The organism is Virgibacillus sp. CM-4 (assembly GCF_000445495.1).
Taxonomy (GTDB): domain Bacteria; phylum Bacillota; class Bacilli; order Bacillales; family Amphibacillaceae; genus Virgibacillus; species Virgibacillus salexigens.
Map to the genome: position 1 here is coordinate 635,519 of NZ_AUQA01000006.1, position 20,232 is coordinate 655,750.

Consider the following 20,232-nt stretch of genomic DNA (forward strand, 5'->3'; position numbering starts at 1 on the left):
TAATATATATTACAAAATGAGTGAAATATATAAATACACATAATTTTAAAATTAATTAGAGGGTTTTCGAAATGAAAAAGCATATTTTTACTGTTAAAGATATTGTACGGATAACAGGTGTCACTGCTAGAACACTACATTACTATGATAAAATAGATTTATTAAAACCAATTCGCTTGTCTAATAATGGTTATCGAGCATATAGCCGTGAAGATTTGGAAAGCCTTCGAACTATTTTATTTTTTAAAGAAATGGATATTTCTTTAAAAGAAATATCAGATATTATGCAGCTATCGAAACAAGAACAACTACAAATTTTAAAAATACATGATCAAACACTGATCGAAAAACAACAACGTTTAGGTGCAATTATTAGTGACTTAGAGGATTATGTATCAGGAAAAGATATATTTAATTTGAATATCTTTAATAACTCACCAATTTTGCCACTATCAGAACAATATAGCCGTGAAGCCAAAATGGTATTTGGTGAAACAGAGAAATATAAAGAGTATGAGAAGAATATAGAAAAACTATCTGATAAGGAAAAAGAAAATTTATATGATGAATTTGCAAACAATATGGAAAAAGTATTTAAAAAATTAGCAGAACAAATACATAAACTTCCTTCTTCTAAGGATATACAGAAACTAATAGTAGAATGGAAAAATTACATGGAACAAAATATGACTTGTGATACAGAAATTTTAAAATGTATTGCTAATACCTATAAATCTGATAAGAGATGGAAAAACTATATCAACCAATTTAGTGATGAAGATTTGAGTGGATTCGTTTATCGAGCAATTATGTATTATTGCAAAACTATTAGGTAGTAATAAAGCATGCTGCACAATCAGCATGCTTTATTACATTAATTTAATTTTCAAAATAGCCAGATGCCTTTATGATTTCATCGCCATCAGTAATCGTAGCCTTTTCTATTGAAATACCAGGCTTTCTCAGATATGCCTGTACTGCATGATATCCTACAGCATAGCCTCCACAGAAAGGCATTCCGAAGTCTTGAGTCTCTGGCATCATTGGGTGCTCCCCGAATATATATTTACGAACTTCCATAAACCCTCTGACATCAAGTGATTTTGAAATTATTCTTCTCGCGGTTTCCAAATCCGCTCCTTGTACACCTGTTACCCAGGGGCCAATATGCTCTTCTCCAAACATACTAGCTGCAAAGCTTTCAGCCAAGCCTTCAATAGCAGGTATCTTCCAACTGTTATGTCAGTCATAAAATTCCAATTTGTATTATGGAAAAGCACATTGTGATGAAACTCGTGGGCAATACATGCATTCAGCTTTGGAAGATTCTTTTCGTTCGGATCTATCATTATTAATATATATCCAGGTATAGATCCCATACCCGTGTATCCTTCAAACATTGCTAAGTGTTCTGGGTCTCCTAAAAAGATTCCTACAACAACTTTTTCCGGTAAGGGAATGCCGGCATTTTCAAAGCGAGATGCTGCAGCTTCAATCGTCCTTTTTGCATTATTCCATGCATCAGTCTTTTCGAGCTTATCTAACATTTCTATCATCTTGGAATCGCGTCCAGAAATCTCAATACATCCCATGGCTTCAGGCATCTTAGGCATATGCATGATTTCAAACATCCTATTAAAAGGTTTAATTAACTCTTCGCTAAAAAATTCACTTCTCTCGCCTTCTGGTAACTTAAGCATGTCTTTATAAAGATTTAATGTATCTTGTATAATTATTTCCATTCAAATTATCTCCTTATTATTCAATTGAAAACGTGATATCACTTAGAACAATTTCGATTATAAGCTATGACGTTACGTCAATGTCAATTGTAATTAGAGGAGAAATATTATTCCACAAACTGGCTCTATAACAGAAGGAGCATTATTCAAATACAATCATTTCTCCAACATCTATAAACTCAAATGTCTTATAGGTTTTCTTCCCATCACTGAAGCCTGTAATACAACTGGTTTTTGTTTGATCCTCTGGTATTTAAAAGAAATTGAAACATTTCGCTGCCAAAGCCTTTATCTCTAAACGTTTCCTTTGTCATCACATCATAAATACCGAACTATCTTTGGTTTCTATTAATAAACCAGTACTTACAGTCATTTCATCAATGCTTCCAATAAACATTTGAACTGCTGCACCTAATTTTGCTTGTGAAAACTTGTTAACGCATCTTTTTCAGGTGAACCTGGCCCAACAATGGTGATTGGGACGCTGCTTTTATTCCAGAACAGCACCCGTTAACGGCATAACCGACAGCTTGTAAATTGCGTGTCACATAATATTAACACTGTCACCTATTTCACATTCAAAAAATTAATCCGTTATACCTGTCATGTCATTTATGATAAATTATTAACTCTTATGATCTATCACTGTACCTAAACCCGGGTAAGCTTATCTGGGTTTCGTACAATATAGATCTTGGCAAGTTTTCCGCGATGGAGTTGTAGAAATATTGCGGCAACAATTTCGTCCACCGAACGAAGTATTATACCAGTCTCACCATTTAAAGGGGCGACCTCGAAGTGAAGCTCATGATAATAGGGCTTTATGCTGTCGAACGCGCTGGCCAGGATGCGGGAAACATAATCGCGCGTTTGTATCGGACGCTTAAACGCGATTGTTTTTCCGCCTCCGTCGGAGACGAGCGTGACATCCTCGCTCAGCAAAGACATCACATGATCAACGTTCCCTTGCTCAAGGGATGTGATGAATCGGCTAACCCATTTCAAATCGGCCGTTTTGGCCGTGACTCGCTCCTCCTCGGATATTCCCACCTTGCTTCTCGCACGGCTCATCAGCTTACGGCAATTCGTCTCTCTCTTGTCAAGCAGATCGGCGATTTCGGGATAATTGAAACCCAGTGCCTCACGCAAGATGAAAACCGCCCGTTCTGTTGGCGTCAGCCGCTCCAGCAGTACAAGGATAGCGTAAGACAGCATATCGTGGCGTAAGACCGTTTGGAGAGTATCCGCTTTGGGTGTCCGAATCGGTTCGGGGAGCCACGGACCGATGTACACTTCCCTCCTCTTCCGCGCCGATTTCTGCAGATCGAGACAGCGATTGGTTACCATTTTGCACAAGTATGCCTTTGGCTCTTCCAAACGTTCGAGATGTATGTCATACGCCTTTAAAAACACGTCCTGTACCGCATCTTCCGCGTCAGTAGCAGAGCCTGTAAACTGATAAGCCAGCGTGAAAAGCAGTGCTCTATATTGATCGTACAGTTCTTCCATTCGCCTGTCTCTCCTTTTCCTGGCTGTTAGAAAGTATTGCAAGCTTGTCTCTTTGTTTCTATCGTAGCATGCTGGCGTAATCCTCTACCAGGTTCTTAATTTTCCCCGGAACCTTACCTGTCATGGTCATATCAAGTCCCCATTTGCGTATCCAAAAAAACCCGTTTTGCCCCAAGCCAATATTGAAGTAGTCCATATTTGATTTGACCGATTTGTGAATTGGCGCGGGACGGTCTTCCAAATCGGCCATCACGATTTTCCCCAGTCGAATCCCTTGCATTCCAGCTTCAAGACACGTCATCTGATCCGCTTTGTCCGTTCTTGGATCGATGATTCTCGCACAGTCACCAATGCTGTATACGTCCGGCATTCCCTGGACACGGTAACATTCATCCACCAGTACCTGGCCTTCAGTAGTAAGCGGCAAGCCCATACCTTGAAGGACCGGATTCGGCATCAGACCAATCGTCCATATACATAGGCCAGCCGCCAGGTAATCGCCATTGTTCAACATCACGATTCCTGTTTCCTCCCGCATTGCCTTACGATTGTGAAGCACTGTCACTCCACATTGGCTGAGCTTTTGATCCAACTTTCGTCCAACTTTCTCCGCCCCTTCTGGGGGGAGTCGTTCCTGTGCATTCAGCAAATAGACGGAGATATCAGCCGAATTCAGCCTTAGCGTCGCTGCTTCCTTCCGCATAGCGAGTGCCAGCTCGGCGGATGTCTCGATGCCACTGATGCCCGCCCCCGCGACCGTTATTGTCATCAGTCTTTTTCGTTCCTCAGGGTCCCTTTCGTCAACAGCCTTCCGCAGATTGGTACGCCAGTGTTCCCGGATGTCTTCTGCTGCTTGCGGTTCGATCAAGGCGATGCCGCCCTGCTCGGCATTCAATCGCCGAACGGTGCTACCCACTGCTACGACTAAAAGGTCATAACAAATTCGGGCTTCATTTCCTATTGCATTCGTATATCGAATTCTTTTTCCCCTACTATTCACGGACGTAACCGTACCTTGCACGAATTCGAATCCTTCTAGAAGCAATTGCTTCCAGGGGATCATAATCTCTTCCTCGGCCGTGGTCGGACGGAACAACCTTAATTTGCGCAAGTGACCGGGCTGCTTGTCGATCAAAACAAATCGAATCCGCCGTCCTTTTTTCTCCATGCCCCGGAATTTTTTCTTTATTGCCTTAAGCGCGGCAAGCCCCGCATAACCGCCTCCGATAATAATACATGTCAAATCCTTCATCGTTCCCCAGCTCCTTTTTACGTTTTACACTTATAACGATATAAGGCACTGATTTGTGACAGATGTCATAAACATAATGTCTGTTGGCACACTAGTCTGGGGTTGTCCTTTTTATCCATAATCTGTGTTGCTTTAAAATAAAGCTTATCGATCATTTACTGCATGAGTTATTCAATTTTTCGCGCCCTTTTCTTGAATAGTCTTTTCTGATATTAGTTGCTATTGTTAAAGTGCACGCTACAGCCATGCTGCATAAAAACCCCGACGGGGAAGTCTACAACCGCCTTTTATTATCATCATCAGCGATTATGAGATTAAATATATAAAGTTGGCCGCCTACACTTTGATGTTTTAACGATTGAAGCCGATGTTTAAAATTAATGTCAATTGTCCTATGTTCATTAGCATCAAGTTTTAATTGGTGGTCTTTCAGATTAATTATGTCCATTACATTGAAACTACTGTGATCATATTTTTGGTCTATTGAAACACGAAAAGAAACAGGATCGCTACTACACAATGGAGATTTTACAATTGCCTTCAACAATATCTGAATCATTTGTATCATATTCACAATTGCTTCCGTCCTGTTGGAATTCTAACGCATAAATACCATTTGCAAAGTTTGATTGCTACACGGTTGCAAACAAGTTAGTGGGTATGAGTATCATTGCAAGAAAGAAAACGAAAAATCATTTTACCGCTGTATCGTTTGACCAGAAAAAACAGACCTACGAATAATAGTATAAGAGAAATAATTCTAATATGAAAACCACTATTACCACCATTAGACCACGCAGTTACACCAATCAAGCCAAGCAACCGATCAACAACAGGTTCGCTATATATGAATTTCCACCTGAACAAAAAAGCAAAGGCGAGCAACACAAAACCTGTGATAGTAAATGGTCTTGTTTGCTTTTTTTTATCCATTCTTATCCCTCCTCTTTCTCAATTAAATGGCCCTATTGCTGAAAGATTAAGCACCCCACATACATTGCAGGGTGCATTCATTTACTTAATATATATTTCATTTGCATTTGAAGGTAATTTTCTAACATGTTTAAGGTATTTAGTCATGTTTCTATCATCTTTAATTGGATATGTGAAATTAAAATGTTCAGCAACATCTTGAGATAGAATTCTAAACAATTCACAAGTAACAAAGATTGATTCCCACATATTTGTATAATCAGAATTAGAATAGTTTCTTTGTACAACTTCCAAAAGATTCTGGAAGGTATTCTTTAAAATATTTCCCTAAATTTCCTGTAGTAATTTCAAAATCTTGCTGTATGCCAATCCACCAAGAAACCATTTTAACTAAAGAAGCTCTCATAGTATTTTCATACATTTGTTTTGCATATGGGAGTTCATCACGTCAAATGCTTTTCGCAACGTTTTGTGAACACCACCAGAAATCATTCGTAAAATGATCATATTCCTCTTTAGTTGGCTTGTCGACATGGTAATCTAAATCGGTAGTACTAGGGATTGAAGGTAAAAGATTGTCTTTATCCACTATTGGAAGAGTAAGCATATCTTCTCCATACCTATCTAACGTCATTTCTTTTGTTTCAAGAGTAAGATTTATTCGGTTTCCATCTATAAAGAGCATTAAAAAACCATAAGACTTAGTGAAATCGACATTCATCTCCCTGTTGACATCATTCTTGTCAGGTTCTTGCATCATGAGTATCTCTCCAAAAGCATGAACCCAACTCTTATCTTGTATAAAAGATGCTGTTTCTGTTACCACATAAACGATAACATAGTCCTGAAAAATATCTTTTGGCACATTAGAATTGGTTCGGGAACCGTTCATATATACGGCCCTAATTCGCTCATTATCCTTCGCTGTGTTTAAGATTAAGTTCATCATTTCTTGTTCATTTCTCATATTATATCCCTCCGAAAATTAATAATTTTAATAGATAGTTGATTCATGCTGGAGGGCCCTTGAATGATGTAAACCTAACCTTTCACATTGAGTTTATAATTTATCGAATCTCTTTTTCATGCTATTCTTCCTTTCTAATTAGGAATACTCCTTATTTACATTATTCTATATATAGACACCGATTCCTCCTAGGTAGTGCCAATGGCCACAATTCGTTATTCAACAAATAGCGCTTTTTTCAATATCGGGCCTCAATCCTTGTTCCACAATTTCTCCCCGATTGAGGAATAAACTAAATTAGTTTTTTCACAAAACAAATACACTCGTGAACTCGCTTAAATTTACTCTTCACACACTCTCTATCTTCACCAAGATAATGTGCGAATGCTTGGACTGGATACAATTTTGGAACCTCACTTTTTAGAACTGACTTTAATTCTTCTTTTTGATCCAAATATACATGCAGATACGATTCTACTTTTTCAAACTGATTAGCCTCATACCAACTATTTACCCAGTAATCTCTTGTCCATGCTTCAAGACGATTCAGGCCAATATCCTTGGACATTTCCTCAGCCTTTAGGAGTAGTTTTTTACCTATTCCTCTCCTGCGGAAATCTGGATGGACTGCTACATGCCATATCATTCCACCTATTCCATTTCCTCTTGAACAGACCGCCCCTTCTTTTGTCTCATATTCAATATCTATTAAACCAACAATTTCGTTATCAATCACCGCCACTAATTCAATTGATGGATTTTCATACTTTTCCTTTTCACTGAAAACGTTATCATAATATGCTGTATCCAAAAAAGAAAGCACTCTACATCGAACCCATCCCAATTCATCATCTACACTGTATTTCCTAATCTTCATAATTACTTCTCTCCTTAAATTGTTATTTTTTGTTAGATACTCTTGGAATAAATAAAGACCTCCGTTAATACGAAGGTCTTTTTAAAAAATAATTTTAAATTTTCAATATTATTAACTTCTTAATGAGGGGGCATAAACCATCGTATGGATTTTTGTTATAATTTTATAGTTTTTCATTTGAATCCCCTCCCTCACCTAATATCCAACAAATTTAATTATACAAATAATTCTTAAAAAAGGGAAGGAATGTCCGAATAACACATTTTCTAACTTGCAATTTCCATTTTGCTCATTTACTTCATGAAGCTAAAATATATTCTACGGGCACGATTGTAGAAAGTCAAAAATGATAATGATTGCTACTCTATCCTGTCGAACTAACTTACCGTTAACTCATTTCTATAAATGTATCTTCTATAAATTGGTATTCTCTGTCTAAGATACTCATAAATACATCTGTTTCATACTTACCTCAATTAAAGCTCCTTCTCTTTCTACACCTTCTTGAATAAAACCACACTTTTCGTAGCACTTTATTGCATGTTTATTATATTGAAGCACCCGCAAATCGACTCGATGTAGGTGAAGTTCTTAAAAAGCATACTGTAATACTAATTGTGTAATCTCTGTTCCTAATCCTAAATTCCAGACGGAGGGGTCAAATAAACCCACAGCATAACGTCACGATTATCAGCTTTATTAATTGATAGCCTTGCTTGTCCAACTAATCGTCCTTCAAATTCTACACACCATTCCAGCTTATTTGATTTTATGGCATCTATGAAATTTTTCGCTAGTTCCATAGTCTTTGGGGATATATTTTTTGTATCTCCACCGTACATTTTGACAAGTTCTTTGCTTACCTCAACATTAAAAAAATCCTCAACATCTTTCTCTATTGGTTGCCGTAAAAACACTTCATTTCCTTTAATTAGTGGAGCTACATTTATATTTCCCCTCCAAAGATTAGACTTTTCTTCAGCAACTGCGCCCTTATATTGAAATAAATGTATATTATGCTTTCTCCAATAATCTTGCAGCCTCAGCAGCTGTTGGAACTTCAAGCACGTTCTTTTCAGCAAACTCCTTCCCCTGTGGGTCTCCGCTTCTTTTGATCCATTTTGCAGCCATTTCAAAATCGTATGTCGTCCGACGAAATTCAACTCCCATTGGACTAAGTAGAAGCCAGTATGCTCCTGGTTCATCAGCGAATGGCATCCCTACACTACCAGCATTTAAAATACGTATATCACCTGCTTGTCTCTCAAATTGCATGTGAGTATGACCACAAACGACAATCTTTTGCTGGACATCTGAGAAAATATTGGTGATCCGTTCCTGCGAGGTAGGCGGCGTAAATATTTCTTCATCACTACTCGGCGTAGCATGACAAAATAAAACGTCGCCTAATCCACCAACGGGAAGCGTTATCGTTGTTGGTAATTCTGATAGAAAATCCCTTTGAGACCGGGTTAACTGACTAGCTACCCATTGTTGGTTTTCACGTCCCTTTTCCGACATAGCAGAGGGGGGTGGTTTACCATCAAAAGCCATCACCACTTCCCTGTCTCCATTTCCACGAATAAAATTAACCGTATCAGCCAATGATAAAACCCGTTCTAAAGACCGCCTAGGCATAGGTCCAGAAACTATATCCCCTCCAACGACAATTGAATCTGGTTTAATTTCTTTAAGTTCCTTTAGTACCGCACTCAACGCTGGTAAGTTCCCATGAATATCATAAAGTGCAGCAATTTTCATACTAAGTCCTCCAATCTAATGTTTTCGTTTTTTTTCGCTTTACTTATGTAAACGAATATTTCAAATAAAAAGATACGCCTTTGTTAAAATTCTCAATGAGGCCGCTGGAATCCTCTTTCACCAATCTAGCTCTACCCTTGAATAAGCAAATGAAATTATCTCTTTGGCTATATTTCAAGCAACAATATGCCTCTATTCAGGAATAACTACGACTTTGATTTAAAGTATATGATTTTAAAATTACCTTCATCCAAATCTTCAATATTAGCTTTAACAAGAGTCTTCATCTTTCCTTCTTTTTAGTTTTTCTCTAAATCCAATAGTCTTAATCTTTTTCTTTTACAGTTAGAAAATTCACCAACTCATCTAAGGTCCCAGTAAACTTTAAAACTTCTGATAAATGATAAAAAGTGCTTGACTATGCAAAGTCATTCCTTTGATCATTTGGTGAATAGAGAATAACTTTCTTATTTAGTCCTAGGGCTATCCCTAACTCAATATGGCTACTTTTTCCTGCTGGTAATAGAATCACTATAAAATCAGATTCAATCACAGCATTCTTTTCTTTTTGACCAATTTGTTTTAATTCTTTAAATGTCGAAGCTCTTTTATTTTTAGTCCAATCATATGTATGGATATAACCCTTATTTTTCAACTGTTCACTAACGTAACGTACTTTATCTATATTTTTGAAACTTGATGCAACATAAAACTTCATTTTGTTCTCCTCTCTTAAGAACAGCATTAAAATTTTATGATTCCCCACAATTAGTTATTCCAGAATCCCCTATTGCAAAATAACCTCCTTTTAGCAATCTGATTCGTTTCAACAATACTGAAAGCATATCCTTTCTTCCAGAAATGTACCCGCCAGACACAACGATTACCCAACAAATGTTAAAGCCAGCAAACTAACAGCAAGTGTAAGAATTGCAACCCCAATGATTATGTACATGACAGACTCAAAAGATGAAAGATTCCTATGCTTCTTCTTATTTGTCAAATCTCTTAAATACATAAAGGAGCTAAAAACTAATATTGCTAAAGCGACTACCAGCAATATTTCTGCAAAGAATATCAAACAAACTCCCCCTTAAATATTCATGGATTACATCTAAAGTTAGAAAATTGATTTAATTTATGAATCGCATGATTGTTTGATTTAAATTGCACCCTTCTTAGGGTGTTACCTATTTGCGATTCGTCCATTAATTTAAATTAACTCTAACAACATCCTTTTACCAATAAGGCTCTTCTTCATTAGACAAACTTAAAACAAATGGATACAAACCTAATACTAAAAATGAAATAAAAATGGCAATAATTAATGATGCGCTTACAGAAATTTCTAACCAAGCGTTTATAGGTAAAAACACTATAGGAATAAGCACGAACACGCCAGCTCTTGTTCTGGATGAAGCGGATTCGTATTGTTTTTTACCACAATATGGACATTTTAATCTAAAGGTAGTTCTAATGGTTTGTTTCCAAGACCATTTTTCACCGCAATTTTGACAAATTGGCATTTTTAATCCCCCTTTATATTAATCTTCACAAAGGAAATGACTGATTTCTTCCGCACGTTTGCTTAATAACAATTGGGCTTTTTTAGAAAGGAATATTTAGCAATTACAAATCATAACGACATTTCCGTCTGGATCTTTTATATTAAACCAGGCTGTATCGCCTACACGCTCTATTTCTCTCACAATTTCAATGCCTTTGTCTTTAATATATTTATACGCTTCCTCAATATTTGGAGCATATAAATTAAAAATTGGGCTTGGGCTTATACTATGTTTGAATTCAGGATCAAACGTATGGTCATCTAGAGTTAGAGAAGTTGTCCCGACTAAAGGTATATTATAGACTGGTGAAACGACTTTATCTAAATCAACATCTAACCCTAACAATTCCGTGTACCATTTTGTTGAGATCTTCAGATTAGTTACGTGAACAAACACCCCATTCATTTGGTTCTTAACTGGTAATGCTTTTTTCATTTTAAACTTCCTCCTTTTCCGCTCTTATTCAAGAAAGGCGCAGATACATAGTCGACGTTTAGCTGGTCATCTTTTCTTCCCTGACTCTTCGTATTGTAATAATTAGTCAGCATAATACCAGAATACTTGAATATTTTATGGTTCACTAATACCTACCGCAAGCAAAAGAAAATAAGCCACTGCTAAAATTGCGCTATTCAGTACGATTCCTGTTATCACAAACTACCATTTTTTAGATATTACAGCAAAAATAATCCCAAATACTGAAAGTCCTGCTTAATACATAGATAACTAGAATCAAGTTTGCATTAGGACCTCTTATTATTAAGAAGAAAAAAACACTCACTACCACTGTTGATAGTGATAGAATCCCCTATACATTCTTTGCTTTTACCTTATGCAAATTTGCAACCTCTTAACTTTGATAAAATCATCTAATCGCGTTTTAAACCTGTTTGTATATATCTAAAAACAGGGAATAAATCGCTCACAAATTCATTCTAATCCTAACCTACATTCTTGGTCTTTTATAAACACTAAAGATTACCAAGCAGATGGTTAATAATAAAATGGTCAGTACCAAAGGGTTATCTTTTCCGAATACACTCGCTAACAGATAACCAAACGTAGGGATTCCAAAGAAGGATAAAATGGACGGAATAATAAACATTCCTAATAAAATGCCAAGAATAAATATCAAAGAAGTTACCTTTTTCCCACTCAAATACATCCCCCTAGATATTCAAATTTATTTAGCAGTCTGTCCGCTTCTTAAGAAATACATTTTTCAATAATTTCTATCTAAAAAAAGAAGCAAATAACTTGCTGAGCAGAGAAAGATTGCAGCTTGAGTTAGGATATAAATAGATAATTCAATGAAAGTTAGCTTTCTTTCTCGCTTTATTTTCTTAAAATGTCTATAATAATAGAAAGAACATAGGAGTAGTAGTATCGCCGATAGTTGAAATATATTCTCCAACAGATTAATCAATAAACCATCTCCTCTGATTAGTCACATACATACCCCACTTTTAAAATAATTTTATAAATTAGCCTTTATCTAAAAACAAATTATTTTAAAATTCAACGTAAAAAGGGTGGCTTTTCTCATTTAAACTATATTGAATTCTCTGCTTGAAATTTTTCCAAGTTACTATTTCCAATGCTTTCTCGATAGGGAAGAAGTTGACTTCCAATGCTTCTGAAGTCGCAGTTAATTCTCCTCCTATTGGTTTACCTAAAAATAATGTATTACATATAGAAGCAGTGACATTTTGAAATACACCACAAAACTGTGTAACCTCAATATCTAAACCGCATTCCTCCTTTGTTTCCCTAACTGCCGCATTCTTTAAGGATTCACCTACTTCAACTTGTCCACCAGGTATTTCCCATCCTCTTTTAGGTCCTTTAATTAATAGTATTTCTTTATGGTCATTTAATACAATAACTGCTGCTGATATAATATGTTTCGGCGATGACATCTTTGATCCCCCGTTCTTAAATTTTAACACTCGATATAGAAAAGTAGTTATTTATCAATGATTATTTCTTGTTTACTAAACATCTCATAAGCAAAATATCTAAATAAATAACCTAATCCAGTTCCTAAACTAACTGTGATTAGTAAAAATACAGGGACAAATATGCCTGAAATTATGCTTATGCTACAACCGCAGAACATTCCTAAAGGTATTAAACTATCTAATAAATATTGAATGCTTTTTAATTTTTTCTTACCTAGGGTACCTTGGTTATATTTATATTTAAGTCTTTCAATTACAAATACTCGATTCCTCCAGCTATTACAACAAGTGCAATTGCCATAAAAAACCCCATTTAGAATCTCCTTCATTAAACTTTATTCTTTAAAATGCTATTTAGTTTAATAGTAACGTTTCGCTTAAAAGATAAATAGCCTGAATAGTAAAAAAGACTAGAAATATTCCAATAAATCCTAGTAAAAGTAAGATGCTACTGATGATGTATTCGCTTGCTAATATTATCCTCTTCTTTCATAACCTAGGCCAACTGAAGAAGGATGTTTCTTTTGCCAGAAAAAATGCCCAATTGCGACTTTATTTAGTTCGCTTTCTTAGATAACGTTATTATAAGCGCGAATAAGATTAAACCGAGTATAGAACCCAAAACAAATCCCCAAGAAAAATAATGAAAAATAAAATATAATAGCAACATCGTAATTAGATATCCTACTAGAATAGCTGGCAAAAACCTCTTTAAATTCATTGCTAATACCTCCTATAAAAAGCATCACTCTATTTCTGACGAAGGTTATTCCAGATATACGTCGATTGTTCTGTTTTAATTTGATTTTTCATCATATTATTGACCAATTTTTAAGTTATTCCACGATCTGTCCCGAGTCTTGAACAATCAAATAGCTTTTTAACATAGGATGCTAAAAGGGAGTACCAAAAGCTGCAACTAAAACATAAAAAAGCTGAACCAATAAAGATTACACTATAACCTATAGCCCAAACAAAGCTAATTATATATTCTTTTTCTTCCTCTATACCTTTTTTATATTCCATCACAGTACGAATACTCATCAGGATTGTTAGAAAACAAAACAATAATACATAAATTGCTATATAGGAAAGAGACAAAGCTGCTATAAGAACACTAAAGATAAAAACAATCAACAAAGTATTTTCTATCCATTTATGGGTATTATTAACCGGTTTATATAGACGGATACCAAAAACAATGTTATGTTTTTTCCTGATGAGTATGTCTAAGCTAAGAGTACCAACCAACCCTACAAGGATAAAGACCCAGCAAGTAATTGCTCATTAAACCTCCCCTTTACAGTTGAATTAATGAAATGTACCTTAAAAAGGGAAACGCTAAGTCGAAGACGAATTCAATAGAGGAGACAAGAAATTCTTCAAAAGATATTTTGAATCAGTTCCTAAAATTAAGTCTCGTATTCATTCAAACAGAAAATAAACCTTCATGTACAAGCCCATTATACTAGATCATCATCACTTCCAATAAATCCCAAATCTCTTTAGATATTTCACTTCTTACTTAACCTATTTCATATAGAAATGAGTAACCTTATCCTATGGTCGAGAACTCTCTAAAATGGACGACCAATTTATTCTGTTCCCTCTCTATTTTATAGCACAGCAGTTGATGAAAAAGGGGGTATTCCTAAAATTATTGTTTAGTATATCGAATCGAGGGGATATCACATTAAAAGAGTGGCACTTGCGCACCGATCGCAGAATAATATTACGCTTCTAACTTAACTGATATGGCTAATGTCCCCCATTCCTTTTCTTTTTCTGGAGTATATATTTTATATGTATTTTCCACCATTTCTTCAACAGACTCGCCAACCGTATCTAAATCGCTAGGGGAAATGTCTTCGTACATTTCTTTGAATGTATTATAATTTCTTAGACCTGTAACTTTCACTGTTACAGCATCGTTTTTGTCAGGGATTTGTACAAATTCAATTTTATCTCCAATATTTAACTTTCTTCTTTTTTCATCATATAAACGAACTTCAACAATTTTTCTACCTAATTTAATGGAGTTAAATGGTATTTCAAATAATCCCATCTTGTGAATCACGATTTCTTCACTCCTTACTAATTCTTGAAAAATACCCATTACTATATTTCAAACACAATCCTTTACCTGGTTCGCACCTTATTCTGAAACACCTAAAAATCGTGGAATAGCATTATTTAAGTCGGTTTTCCAAGGATTCAGTTGCCAGTTTAAGTGCAGTTAAGCGACGCTCATTTATTGTTTTTTGCGAACTGCCTTCTTTTGCTTTTGCTATCTGTTTTTCGATAGATGCAATAAAACCTTGTAAAGTATCCTTAGGGGCCAATATGATTTCTTCGTCATAAAAAAACGCTTCCCCTTTCCAATCGTCTTTGAAACTTTCTAAACCAATTTTTACTGCGTTTCGCCTTTTTTTAACAAGACTTATATTTGACACTTTTTCAGTCATGCTTTTATAAGCAGTTGAAAGTTTATTTAAAGTTGAGTCCAAGGATTTAATGGATAAATCTTGGATTTCTATGCTAGCAACCACCATATACGAACCTCACTTTCTTTTTTTAGTAATTCAAGAATCTGACTGTAAAGCTAATGAAGCTTTTTAAGAGCTGGATTTTCCTGCCCAAGCTCCTTGCATTTTACTTAGGAATACAATTTGCCCTATATGATAGGCGTCGTGCATTGCTAAACTCTTCAGTTCAAGCATTAATGAATTATCTTCTCCTGGAACCTTTCTATACAAATCCTCATGTTCTGATTTTGCTAATATTTTTCCAAGCTCACGATGAACATAAAAGTATTCTTGTTTTGTTTTCTTCCAATTATCTACCGTCTTCGTTGGTAATCGAAAAGTAGATTCATTGTTTTCTGCCTGTGGTTCATTCGCAGTTTCACCAAGAAATCGCATCAGAAATCTCTTTTCATAGAAAAGTAAATGACACACTAATTCCCAAATGGAATTCATTGCCCCATCAGTTGGTTTCCAAATTGCCTGTTCAAAAGTAATATCCTCTAGCGCTTTTTCAAGTGGCGGAAACCAGTCTCTTTCATCTAAGCAGCTTGCCCATTGTTGTAACAAAAGTGTCTTTGCCTCCATTTTCTATTCCCTCCAATTTATTCCTTTTAAAGATAATCCCTCAGGAAATCTCATTTTTGCAAAAATTCATTTTACAATGACTTACTCCAGAATATGGCTCTGTTCTCAAAAATCAGGGACAGTTCTATAATCGAGCATTGTACCCGATTACTTAAGATCGATCCTATTTATAAAGTCATAATGATTTTTATAGTATGTCATTCGGTAAAGATAGCGAGATTCTCCAGTGTGGACATTAAACCTGCATCGTGATCCTCCTTTCGTATTCCTTCAGGTACGTTTTCGCAAACGATAGTGACCTTTGTACCTTCTGAAATGGTTTCCAAAAACCATTTTTGTGTCATCTTACCTGAGAACTCTGGATCCTCGGAATCGAACGTTACGGATTGAACAATTCGCTTGTCTGGAACTAGTTCCAAAAATTTCCCTTGGGCTACATCGGTGTTTTCCGAAGTTTTTCCAGAATTTGAGTGATCCATTTCGTACGTAAGGGTTACTCTATAAGCTCCGCCTTCACGGGGGTCAAACATGTCAATATGACCCGCCATTCCTTTCGGTGGAAGCCAAGAAACCAATGCTTCCGGGTTTATGAATGACTGATAAATGGTTTGTGGTGAAGCCATAATCACTCTTGAAGCAGAATCTATTCTCTTATTATTGGATGGATTCGCCATGATGAAATCCTCCTTTTTTTCGTTATGTCACTGAGTCTTTTTTAGTTTATCACATATAAATGCTCGAAATTTCTTCTCGATTGCTTAAAAATTATCCATTAATCATCAAAATAGCCGTTTGACCCAGTTCTTATCCGAGGGAAGCACCCTATTACAGAATATAGATATATGTTGTAGCCAATAGAAAAGAGCGGCACCTTTACCGACTAATCCAGCAGTACGTGCCACCCTTTTTATTTACTGGGCTATTCCCATATTCTCAATATTATTCCTTTTCCAGTTCAACGTTCTTGACTGGGGAAAAGGTAGAAATCGCATGTTTAAAAATTAATTGTTGCTTCCCATCTGTTTCCATTAACACTGTGAAATTATCAAAAGCCTTAATAACCCCTCTTAATTGAAAACCGTTTGTTAGAAACATGGTAACCGAGATATGGTTCTTCCTTAGCTGATTTAAAAATTGGTCTTGAATGTTAACGGTTTGCGCCATCATACTTCCTCCTCATTTCTGTCTATATATATTAGTTTCTACCTATCTTTTAAGAATCCTGCAAGATCATACAAAATTTTTCTAAATTTTTCATTAATTGTTTCAGGTATGATTGAATACCAATCAACATTCATCTTGTTCCTAAACCAAGTATATTGCCGTTTTGCATATCTTCTGGAATTCTGTTTCAATGTTTCGATTGTTTCAGAGAGGGAGCTCTCACCTTCAAAATAAGGGATAAACTCTTTGTAACCAATTGCTCTCATTGCCTGTTCCTGTGCATACCCAGCTTGGTAAAGGGAACGAACTTCTTCAACTAATCCCTTTTCAATCATCTCGTTGACCCGTTGATTAATCCGGTCATATAACATGGTCCGATCCATTTCTAAACCAATCAGTTTTAAATCGTATGGCGATTCGGTTTGCTGTTGTTTTTGATAAGCTGTCATCGTCTTTCCTGTTGATTCATAGATTTCTAATGCTCTAATTACTCGCCGATGATTGTTTGGGTGAATCCTGCTTGCCTGTTGTGGGTCAATTTGCTGTAAACGCTGATAAGCAGGTTCAATCCCCATCATTTCGATTTCTTTTTCGATTCGTTGAATTATTCTATCATCCTTTTTATGCGTTGGGAAATTATAATTGTATAGAGCTGCTTGAATGTATAAACCACTTCCGCCAACAATAATCGGAATTTTATTTTTACTTGTTATGTGATCAATATACTCCATAACATAATGCTTAAAATCAGCAGCCGAAAAAGACTCATCTGGCTTTTTTATATCAATCAAGTAATGAGGCACCCCTTGCATTTCTTCGTGGGTAATCTTTGCTGTCCCAATATCCATTCCTTGATAAACCTGCATAGAGTCTCCGCTGATAATTTCCCCATTGTATTGCTTTGCAATTGCAATACTTAATTTTGTTTTGCCTACAGCCGTAGGCCCTACGACTGCAATAACCTTTTTTTTCATGAGTATTCCCCTATTTTTATCTCATTATTCATATGCAATGTAAGCTTTTAACATCCAAATATATTTCTCTAATTTCGCTTGAATACCGATAAGTAAATCCTCTGATGGAGCATCATTTAGTTGTCTCGCTTCAGGCAATCCTTGATTTCGAATTTCCGTAATTATTTGTTCAAAATCATGAATTAATTGGCTCATCAGCTCATTCTCTTTATCATCCGCACTGGCTTCCACTAGTGTTGCTTCTTTTAAATACTTTATCATCGTTGCAAATGGCTTCCCATTGATCATTAGAATTCGCTCAGCTACTTCATCAAGGTCTTTCGCCATTTCTTGATACATTTCTTCAAACTGGGAATGTAACTGGAAGAAATGACGACCTTGAACAAACCAATGATAACGATGGAGTTTCACATATAGTACAAATTGATTGGAAAGTAATTGATTCAGGAATTGGATTAATTTTTGGTTTTCCATAGCGTACACCTCACTTATTTTCTATTAGTGTTTGGAGGTGAAGCTATTTTTATACTTTACATGACACGTTTAAACATTTTTTCCAATTCATAGGTTGTAAAATGGACGATAATTGGTCTCCCATGCGGGCATGTAAATGGATCACTGGTTTTCCTCAGATCGTCAAGTAAATGGTACATTTCATCTTGATTCAGGTAGTGATTTGCTTTAATGGATCGTTTACATGACATTAATGTTGCAGCCTCTTCACGAATGGTTTCAACATTAATCTTCTCTTCATTCATAATTTGATCAACCATTTCTCGAATGACTTCTTCTTCAAATCCAGTTGGAAACCAATTAGGATGGGAGCGAATAATATATGTTTGTTGCCCGAATGACTCAAAAAATAAACCAGCAGCTTTTAATTCTTCTTTATACTGATCGATCCATATTGCTTCTTCTTTAGAAAAATCAAAAGTTAACGGGATAAGTAGCTCTTGTAATTCATTCGCTGGCTTTCCTAGTTTCTTTTTAAAGAATTCGTACTTTACCCGTTCTTGTGCTGCATGCTGATCAATCATATATAACCCATTTTCATTTTGTGCCAATATATAGGTCCCTTGTAATTGTCCAATGGGATACATGATAGGTATCCGTGGATCATGTGTATCTTGTATTGAAGGACTATCTTCTTGCTGATAAGTGAAGTCGTTTACCTTATTCCAATTGACATTGCTTTGCATTTCGTTCTGCGCTTCTTGACCATCCGTATACGTTTCTTCTTGAGGTTCTTTTATTATTGGAACTTCGGATTGATTGATCAACGGTTCATTTTGAACGAAAGAAGGTTGAACTGAATCAGTTGAAACATTGGATGCAGCATAGGAGTCATGATCATCAAAATGCATCCGGTGCTGTACGGATTTTTCTTTTGGTTCCGGCCTATGTTGAACCTCTGGAATTAAGGTCTGCTGTCTGAATTTGGAAATTATGGTATGTTCGATCGCTTGAAATAACTCCTTATCTTTACTAAAGCGAACTTCCAGTTTGGTTGGATGAACATTTACATCGACCAGTATTGGATCCATGTGGATCGATAAGACGACAATAGGCGAACGTCCAATTGGTAATAGCGTATGATATGCCCGCATGATCGCCTGGGTTAACGGGATGCTCTTAATATACCTTCCATTAATAATCGTAGAAACATAGTTCCTTGATGCTCTAGTCACTTCCGGCTTTGCAATATAGCCTTCGATTGTAAAATCCAATGTTTCATGTTTTACATAAAGCATTTGGCGCGCAACATTCATTCCATAAACTTGTGAAATAACCTGTAATAAATCGTCTGTTCCTGCCGTCTTAAATAATCCTTTTCCATTATGAGTCACTTCAAAACGAACCTCAGGATGAGATAAAGCCAATCGATTCAGTAAATCTGTAATGTGACCTAACTCGGTATGAATGGTTTTCATATATTTTAAACGAGCAGGTGTATTGAAAAACAAATCACGTATGGTGATTTCTGAACCTTGTCTGGCAGTGGTCTTTTGTTTCTGAGTAATTTTGCCGCCTTCCAATTCCAAATACGTACCTGCTTCATCACCAGTAGAAGTCTGGACCGTTAATCGGCTAACGGAAGCTATACTAGCAAGTGCTTCTCCACGAAAACCAAGTGTTTGAACATGGAATAAATCATTTTCGTTCTTTATTTTACTTGTGGCATGCCTGAGAAATGCATGTTCACAATCTTCTTCCGACATCCCTTCACCATTGTCTGTTACTTTAATTTCTTGTAAGCCTGCTTCCGCTATGTCAATTTTTATCCATGTACTGTTTGCATCTATACTATTTTCTACTAGTTCCTTTACCACAGAAGCAGGTCGCTCCACTACTTCCCCAGCAGCAATTTTATTAGCAAGTGCATCTGGCATCTGCATAATTTTCATGCAAACAAT

At 36.1% G+C, this 20,232-nt stretch carries 25 protein-coding genes and 2 pseudogenes; 1 reads left to right on the forward strand and 26 read right to left on the reverse strand.

The genetic code is table 11. The features are described from left to right. The first annotated feature begins 71 nt into the window (after positions 1-71). Positions 72-836 carry a MerR family transcriptional regulator gene (locus tag M948_RS36500; protein ID WP_021291477.1) on the forward strand — a complete coding sequence of 255 codons (765 nt, stop codon included), beginning with the start codon at positions 72-74 and terminating at the stop codon, positions 834-836. A gap of 43 nt (positions 837-879) precedes the next feature. Here M948_RS36500 and M948_RS43865 read toward each other — a convergent pair whose 3' ends face one another. The 26 genes and pseudogenes from M948_RS43865 to mutL all read right to left on the reverse strand — a co-directional run bounded on the left by M948_RS43865 (position 880) and on the right by mutL (position 20,223). Then, positions 880-1,209 carry a DUF2268 domain-containing putative Zn-dependent protease gene (locus tag M948_RS43865; RefSeq protein ID WP_155974814.1) on the reverse strand — a complete coding sequence of 110 codons (330 nt, stop codon included), beginning with the start codon at positions 1,207-1,209 and terminating at the stop codon, positions 880-882. Further along, on the reverse strand, positions 1,152-1,742 hold the full coding sequence (locus M948_RS43870; protein WP_031335577.1) for a DUF2268 domain-containing putative Zn-dependent protease: 591 nt from the start codon (positions 1,740-1,742) through the stop codon (positions 1,152-1,154). Before M948_RS43870 ends, M948_RS43865 begins: the two co-directional genes overlap by 58 nt. A 142-nt stretch (positions 1,743-1,884) precedes the next feature. After that, positions 1,885-2,178 (reverse strand): annotated as a pseudogene (locus M948_RS44035) (GNAT family N-acetyltransferase); the annotation flags it as partial. 215 nt (positions 2,179-2,393) lie between these two features. Further along, positions 2,394-3,251 carry an RNA polymerase sigma factor SigJ gene (gene sigJ, locus M948_RS36505; RefSeq protein WP_021291478.1) on the reverse strand — a complete coding sequence of 286 codons (858 nt, stop codon included), beginning with the start codon at positions 3,249-3,251 and terminating at the stop codon, positions 2,394-2,396. Between the two features lie 58 nt (positions 3,252-3,309). Beyond that, positions 3,310-4,503, reverse strand: a complete 1,194-nt coding sequence (locus M948_RS36510) for an NAD(P)/FAD-dependent oxidoreductase (RefSeq protein WP_021291479.1) — start codon at positions 4,501-4,503, stop codon at positions 3,310-3,312. Positions 4,504-5,154: 651 nt separating this feature from the next. Further along, positions 5,155-5,436, reverse strand: a complete 282-nt coding sequence (locus tag M948_RS36520) for a hypothetical protein (protein ID WP_021291481.1) — start codon at positions 5,434-5,436, stop codon at positions 5,155-5,157. Positions 5,437-5,517: 81 nt separating this feature from the next. Continuing rightward, a pseudogene (locus M948_RS36525) lies at positions 5,518-6,403 on the reverse strand (aminoglycoside 6-adenylyltransferase). A 292-nt stretch (positions 6,404-6,695) separates the two neighbouring features. Then, on the reverse strand, positions 6,696-7,280 hold the full coding sequence (locus M948_RS36530; protein ID WP_021291483.1) for a GNAT family N-acetyltransferase: 585 nt from the start codon (positions 7,278-7,280) through the stop codon (positions 6,696-6,698). A 638-nt stretch (positions 7,281-7,918) separates the two neighbouring features. After that, positions 7,919-8,362 carry a GNAT family N-acetyltransferase gene (locus tag M948_RS43705; protein WP_231378688.1) on the reverse strand — a complete coding sequence of 148 codons (444 nt, stop codon included), beginning with the start codon at positions 8,360-8,362 and terminating at the stop codon, positions 7,919-7,921. Then, a complete protein-coding gene (locus M948_RS36540; protein ID WP_021291484.1) occupies positions 8,295-9,041 on the reverse strand; it encodes a metallophosphoesterase family protein in 747 nt (248 codons plus the stop codon). The genes M948_RS43705 and M948_RS36540 overlap by 68 nt, the downstream gene beginning before the upstream one ends. Positions 9,042-9,459: 418 nt before the next feature. Then, complete coding sequence (locus M948_RS36545; RefSeq protein WP_021291485.1) at positions 9,460-9,759, reverse strand: hypothetical protein; 300 nt, start codon at positions 9,757-9,759, stop codon at positions 9,460-9,462. A 520-nt stretch (positions 9,760-10,279) separates the two neighbouring features. Continuing rightward, positions 10,280-10,567, reverse strand: coding sequence for a TIGR04104 family putative zinc finger protein (locus M948_RS36555; protein ID WP_021291487.1), 288 nt, complete (start codon positions 10,565-10,567; stop codon positions 10,280-10,282). A gap of 96 nt (positions 10,568-10,663) precedes the next feature. Then, the gene (locus M948_RS36560; protein WP_021291488.1) at positions 10,664-11,044 is read right to left on the reverse strand and encodes a VOC family protein; all 381 of its coding nucleotides are present in this window, start codon (positions 11,042-11,044) and stop codon (positions 10,664-10,666) included. A gap of 511 nt (positions 11,045-11,555) precedes the next feature. After that, entirely contained in the window at positions 11,556-11,768 is a 213-nt protein-coding gene (locus tag M948_RS36565; RefSeq protein ID WP_021291489.1) for a hypothetical protein, read from the reverse strand. Positions 11,769-11,831: 63 nt separating this feature from the next. Continuing rightward, complete coding sequence (locus M948_RS43710; protein WP_074436658.1) at positions 11,832-12,035, reverse strand: hypothetical protein; 204 nt, start codon at positions 12,033-12,035, stop codon at positions 11,832-11,834. An 85-nt stretch (positions 12,036-12,120) separates the two neighbouring features. After that, positions 12,121-12,528 (reverse strand): NUDIX hydrolase, encoded by a 408-nt coding sequence (locus M948_RS36570; RefSeq protein WP_021291490.1) that lies wholly within the window; start codon positions 12,526-12,528, stop codon positions 12,121-12,123. 598 nt (positions 12,529-13,126) lie between these two features. Next, positions 13,127-13,291: a hypothetical protein gene (locus M948_RS43270; protein ID WP_021291491.1), complete on the reverse strand. Its 165-nt coding sequence runs from the start codon at positions 13,289-13,291 to the stop codon at positions 13,127-13,129. 110 nt (positions 13,292-13,401) lie between these two features. Beyond that, the gene (locus tag M948_RS44040) at positions 13,402-13,821 is read right to left on the reverse strand and encodes a DUF4181 domain-containing protein (RefSeq protein ID WP_196806074.1); all 420 of its coding nucleotides are present in this window, start codon (positions 13,819-13,821) and stop codon (positions 13,402-13,404) included. 481 nt (positions 13,822-14,302) lie between these two features. Further along, a complete protein-coding gene (locus tag M948_RS36580) occupies positions 14,303-14,635 on the reverse strand; it encodes an ASCH domain-containing protein (RefSeq protein WP_202406539.1) in 333 nt (110 codons plus the stop codon). Positions 14,636-14,759: 124 nt separating this feature from the next. Then, on the reverse strand, positions 14,760-15,122 hold the full coding sequence (locus M948_RS36585; RefSeq protein ID WP_021291493.1) for a hypothetical protein: 363 nt from the start codon (positions 15,120-15,122) through the stop codon (positions 14,760-14,762). A 63-nt stretch (positions 15,123-15,185) separates the two neighbouring features. Beyond that, positions 15,186-15,680: a DinB family protein gene (locus tag M948_RS36590; protein WP_021291494.1), complete on the reverse strand. Its 495-nt coding sequence runs from the start codon at positions 15,678-15,680 to the stop codon at positions 15,186-15,188. A gap of 197 nt (positions 15,681-15,877) precedes the next feature. Continuing rightward, positions 15,878-16,354 carry an SRPBCC domain-containing protein gene (locus M948_RS36595; protein WP_021291495.1) on the reverse strand — a complete coding sequence of 159 codons (477 nt, stop codon included), beginning with the start codon at positions 16,352-16,354 and terminating at the stop codon, positions 15,878-15,880. Positions 16,355-16,619: 265 nt separating this feature from the next. After that, positions 16,620-16,844: an RNA chaperone Hfq gene (gene hfq, locus M948_RS36600; protein WP_021291496.1), complete on the reverse strand. Its 225-nt coding sequence runs from the start codon at positions 16,842-16,844 to the stop codon at positions 16,620-16,622. Positions 16,845-16,882: 38 nt separating this feature from the next. After that, positions 16,883-17,818, reverse strand: coding sequence for a tRNA (adenosine(37)-N6)-dimethylallyltransferase MiaA (gene miaA / locus M948_RS36605; RefSeq protein ID WP_021291497.1), 936 nt, complete (start codon positions 17,816-17,818; stop codon positions 16,883-16,885). A gap of 24 nt (positions 17,819-17,842) precedes the next feature. Beyond that, positions 17,843-18,292: a Dps family protein gene (locus tag M948_RS36610; RefSeq protein ID WP_021291498.1), complete on the reverse strand. Its 450-nt coding sequence runs from the start codon at positions 18,290-18,292 to the stop codon at positions 17,843-17,845. Between the two features lie 56 nt (positions 18,293-18,348). Beyond that, entirely contained in the window at positions 18,349-20,223 is a 1,875-nt protein-coding gene (mutL, locus tag M948_RS36615) for a DNA mismatch repair endonuclease MutL (protein ID WP_021291499.1), read from the reverse strand. Between the last annotated feature and the right edge of the window lie 9 nt (positions 20,224-20,232).

Coding starts and splice junctions, on each gene's coding strand:
- M948_RS36500 (WP_021291477.1), top strand. CDS start 72: ATGAAAAAGCATATTTTTACTGTTAAAGATATTGTACGGATAACAGGT.
- M948_RS43870 (WP_031335577.1), bottom strand. CDS start 1,742: ATGGAAATAATTATACAAGATACATTAAATCTTTATAAAGACATGCTT.
- sigJ (WP_021291478.1), bottom strand. CDS start 3,251: ATGGAAGAACTGTACGATCAATATAGAGCACTGCTTTTCACGCTGGCT.
- M948_RS36510 (WP_021291479.1), bottom strand. CDS start 4,503: ATGAAGGATTTGACATGTATTATTATCGGAGGCGGTTATGCGGGGCTT.
- M948_RS36520 (WP_021291481.1), bottom strand. CDS start 5,436: ATGGATAAAAAAAAGCAAACAAGACCATTTACTATCACAGGTTTTGTG.
- M948_RS36530 (WP_021291483.1), bottom strand. CDS start 7,280: ATGAAGATTAGGAAATACAGTGTAGATGATGAATTGGGATGGGTTCGA.
- M948_RS36540 (WP_021291484.1), bottom strand. CDS start 9,041: ATGAAAATTGCTGCACTTTATGATATTCATGGGAACTTACCAGCGTTG.
- M948_RS36545 (WP_021291485.1), bottom strand. CDS start 9,759: ATGAAGTTTTATGTTGCATCAAGTTTCAAAAATATAGATAAAGTACGT.
- M948_RS36555 (WP_021291487.1), bottom strand. CDS start 10,567: ATGCCAATTTGTCAAAATTGCGGTGAAAAATGGTCTTGGAAACAAACC.
- M948_RS36560 (WP_021291488.1), bottom strand. CDS start 11,044: ATGAAAAAAGCATTACCAGTTAAGAACCAAATGAATGGGGTGTTTGTT.
- M948_RS36570 (WP_021291490.1), bottom strand. CDS start 12,528: ATGTCATCGCCGAAACATATTATATCAGCAGCAGTTATTGTATTAAAT.
- M948_RS43270 (WP_021291491.1), bottom strand. CDS start 13,291: ATGAATTTAAAGAGGTTTTTGCCAGCTATTCTAGTAGGATATCTAATT.
- M948_RS36580 (WP_202406539.1), bottom strand. CDS start 14,635: ATGGGATTATTTGAAATACCATTTAACTCCATTAAATTAGGTAGAAAA.
- M948_RS36585 (WP_021291493.1), bottom strand. CDS start 15,122: ATGGTGGTTGCTAGCATAGAAATCCAAGATTTATCCATTAAATCCTTG.
- M948_RS36590 (WP_021291494.1), bottom strand. CDS start 15,680: ATGGAGGCAAAGACACTTTTGTTACAACAATGGGCAAGCTGCTTAGAT.
- M948_RS36595 (WP_021291495.1), bottom strand. CDS start 16,354: ATGGCGAATCCATCCAATAATAAGAGAATAGATTCTGCTTCAAGAGTG.
- hfq (WP_021291496.1), bottom strand. CDS start 16,844: ATGGCGCAAACCGTTAACATTCAAGACCAATTTTTAAATCAGCTAAGG.
- miaA (WP_021291497.1), bottom strand. CDS start 17,818: ATGAAAAAAAAGGTTATTGCAGTCGTAGGGCCTACGGCTGTAGGCAAA.
- M948_RS36610 (WP_021291498.1), bottom strand. CDS start 18,292: ATGGAAAACCAAAAATTAATCCAATTCCTGAATCAATTACTTTCCAAT.
- mutL (WP_021291499.1), bottom strand. CDS start 20,223: ATGAAAATTATGCAGATGCCAGATGCACTTGCTAATAAAATTGCTGCT.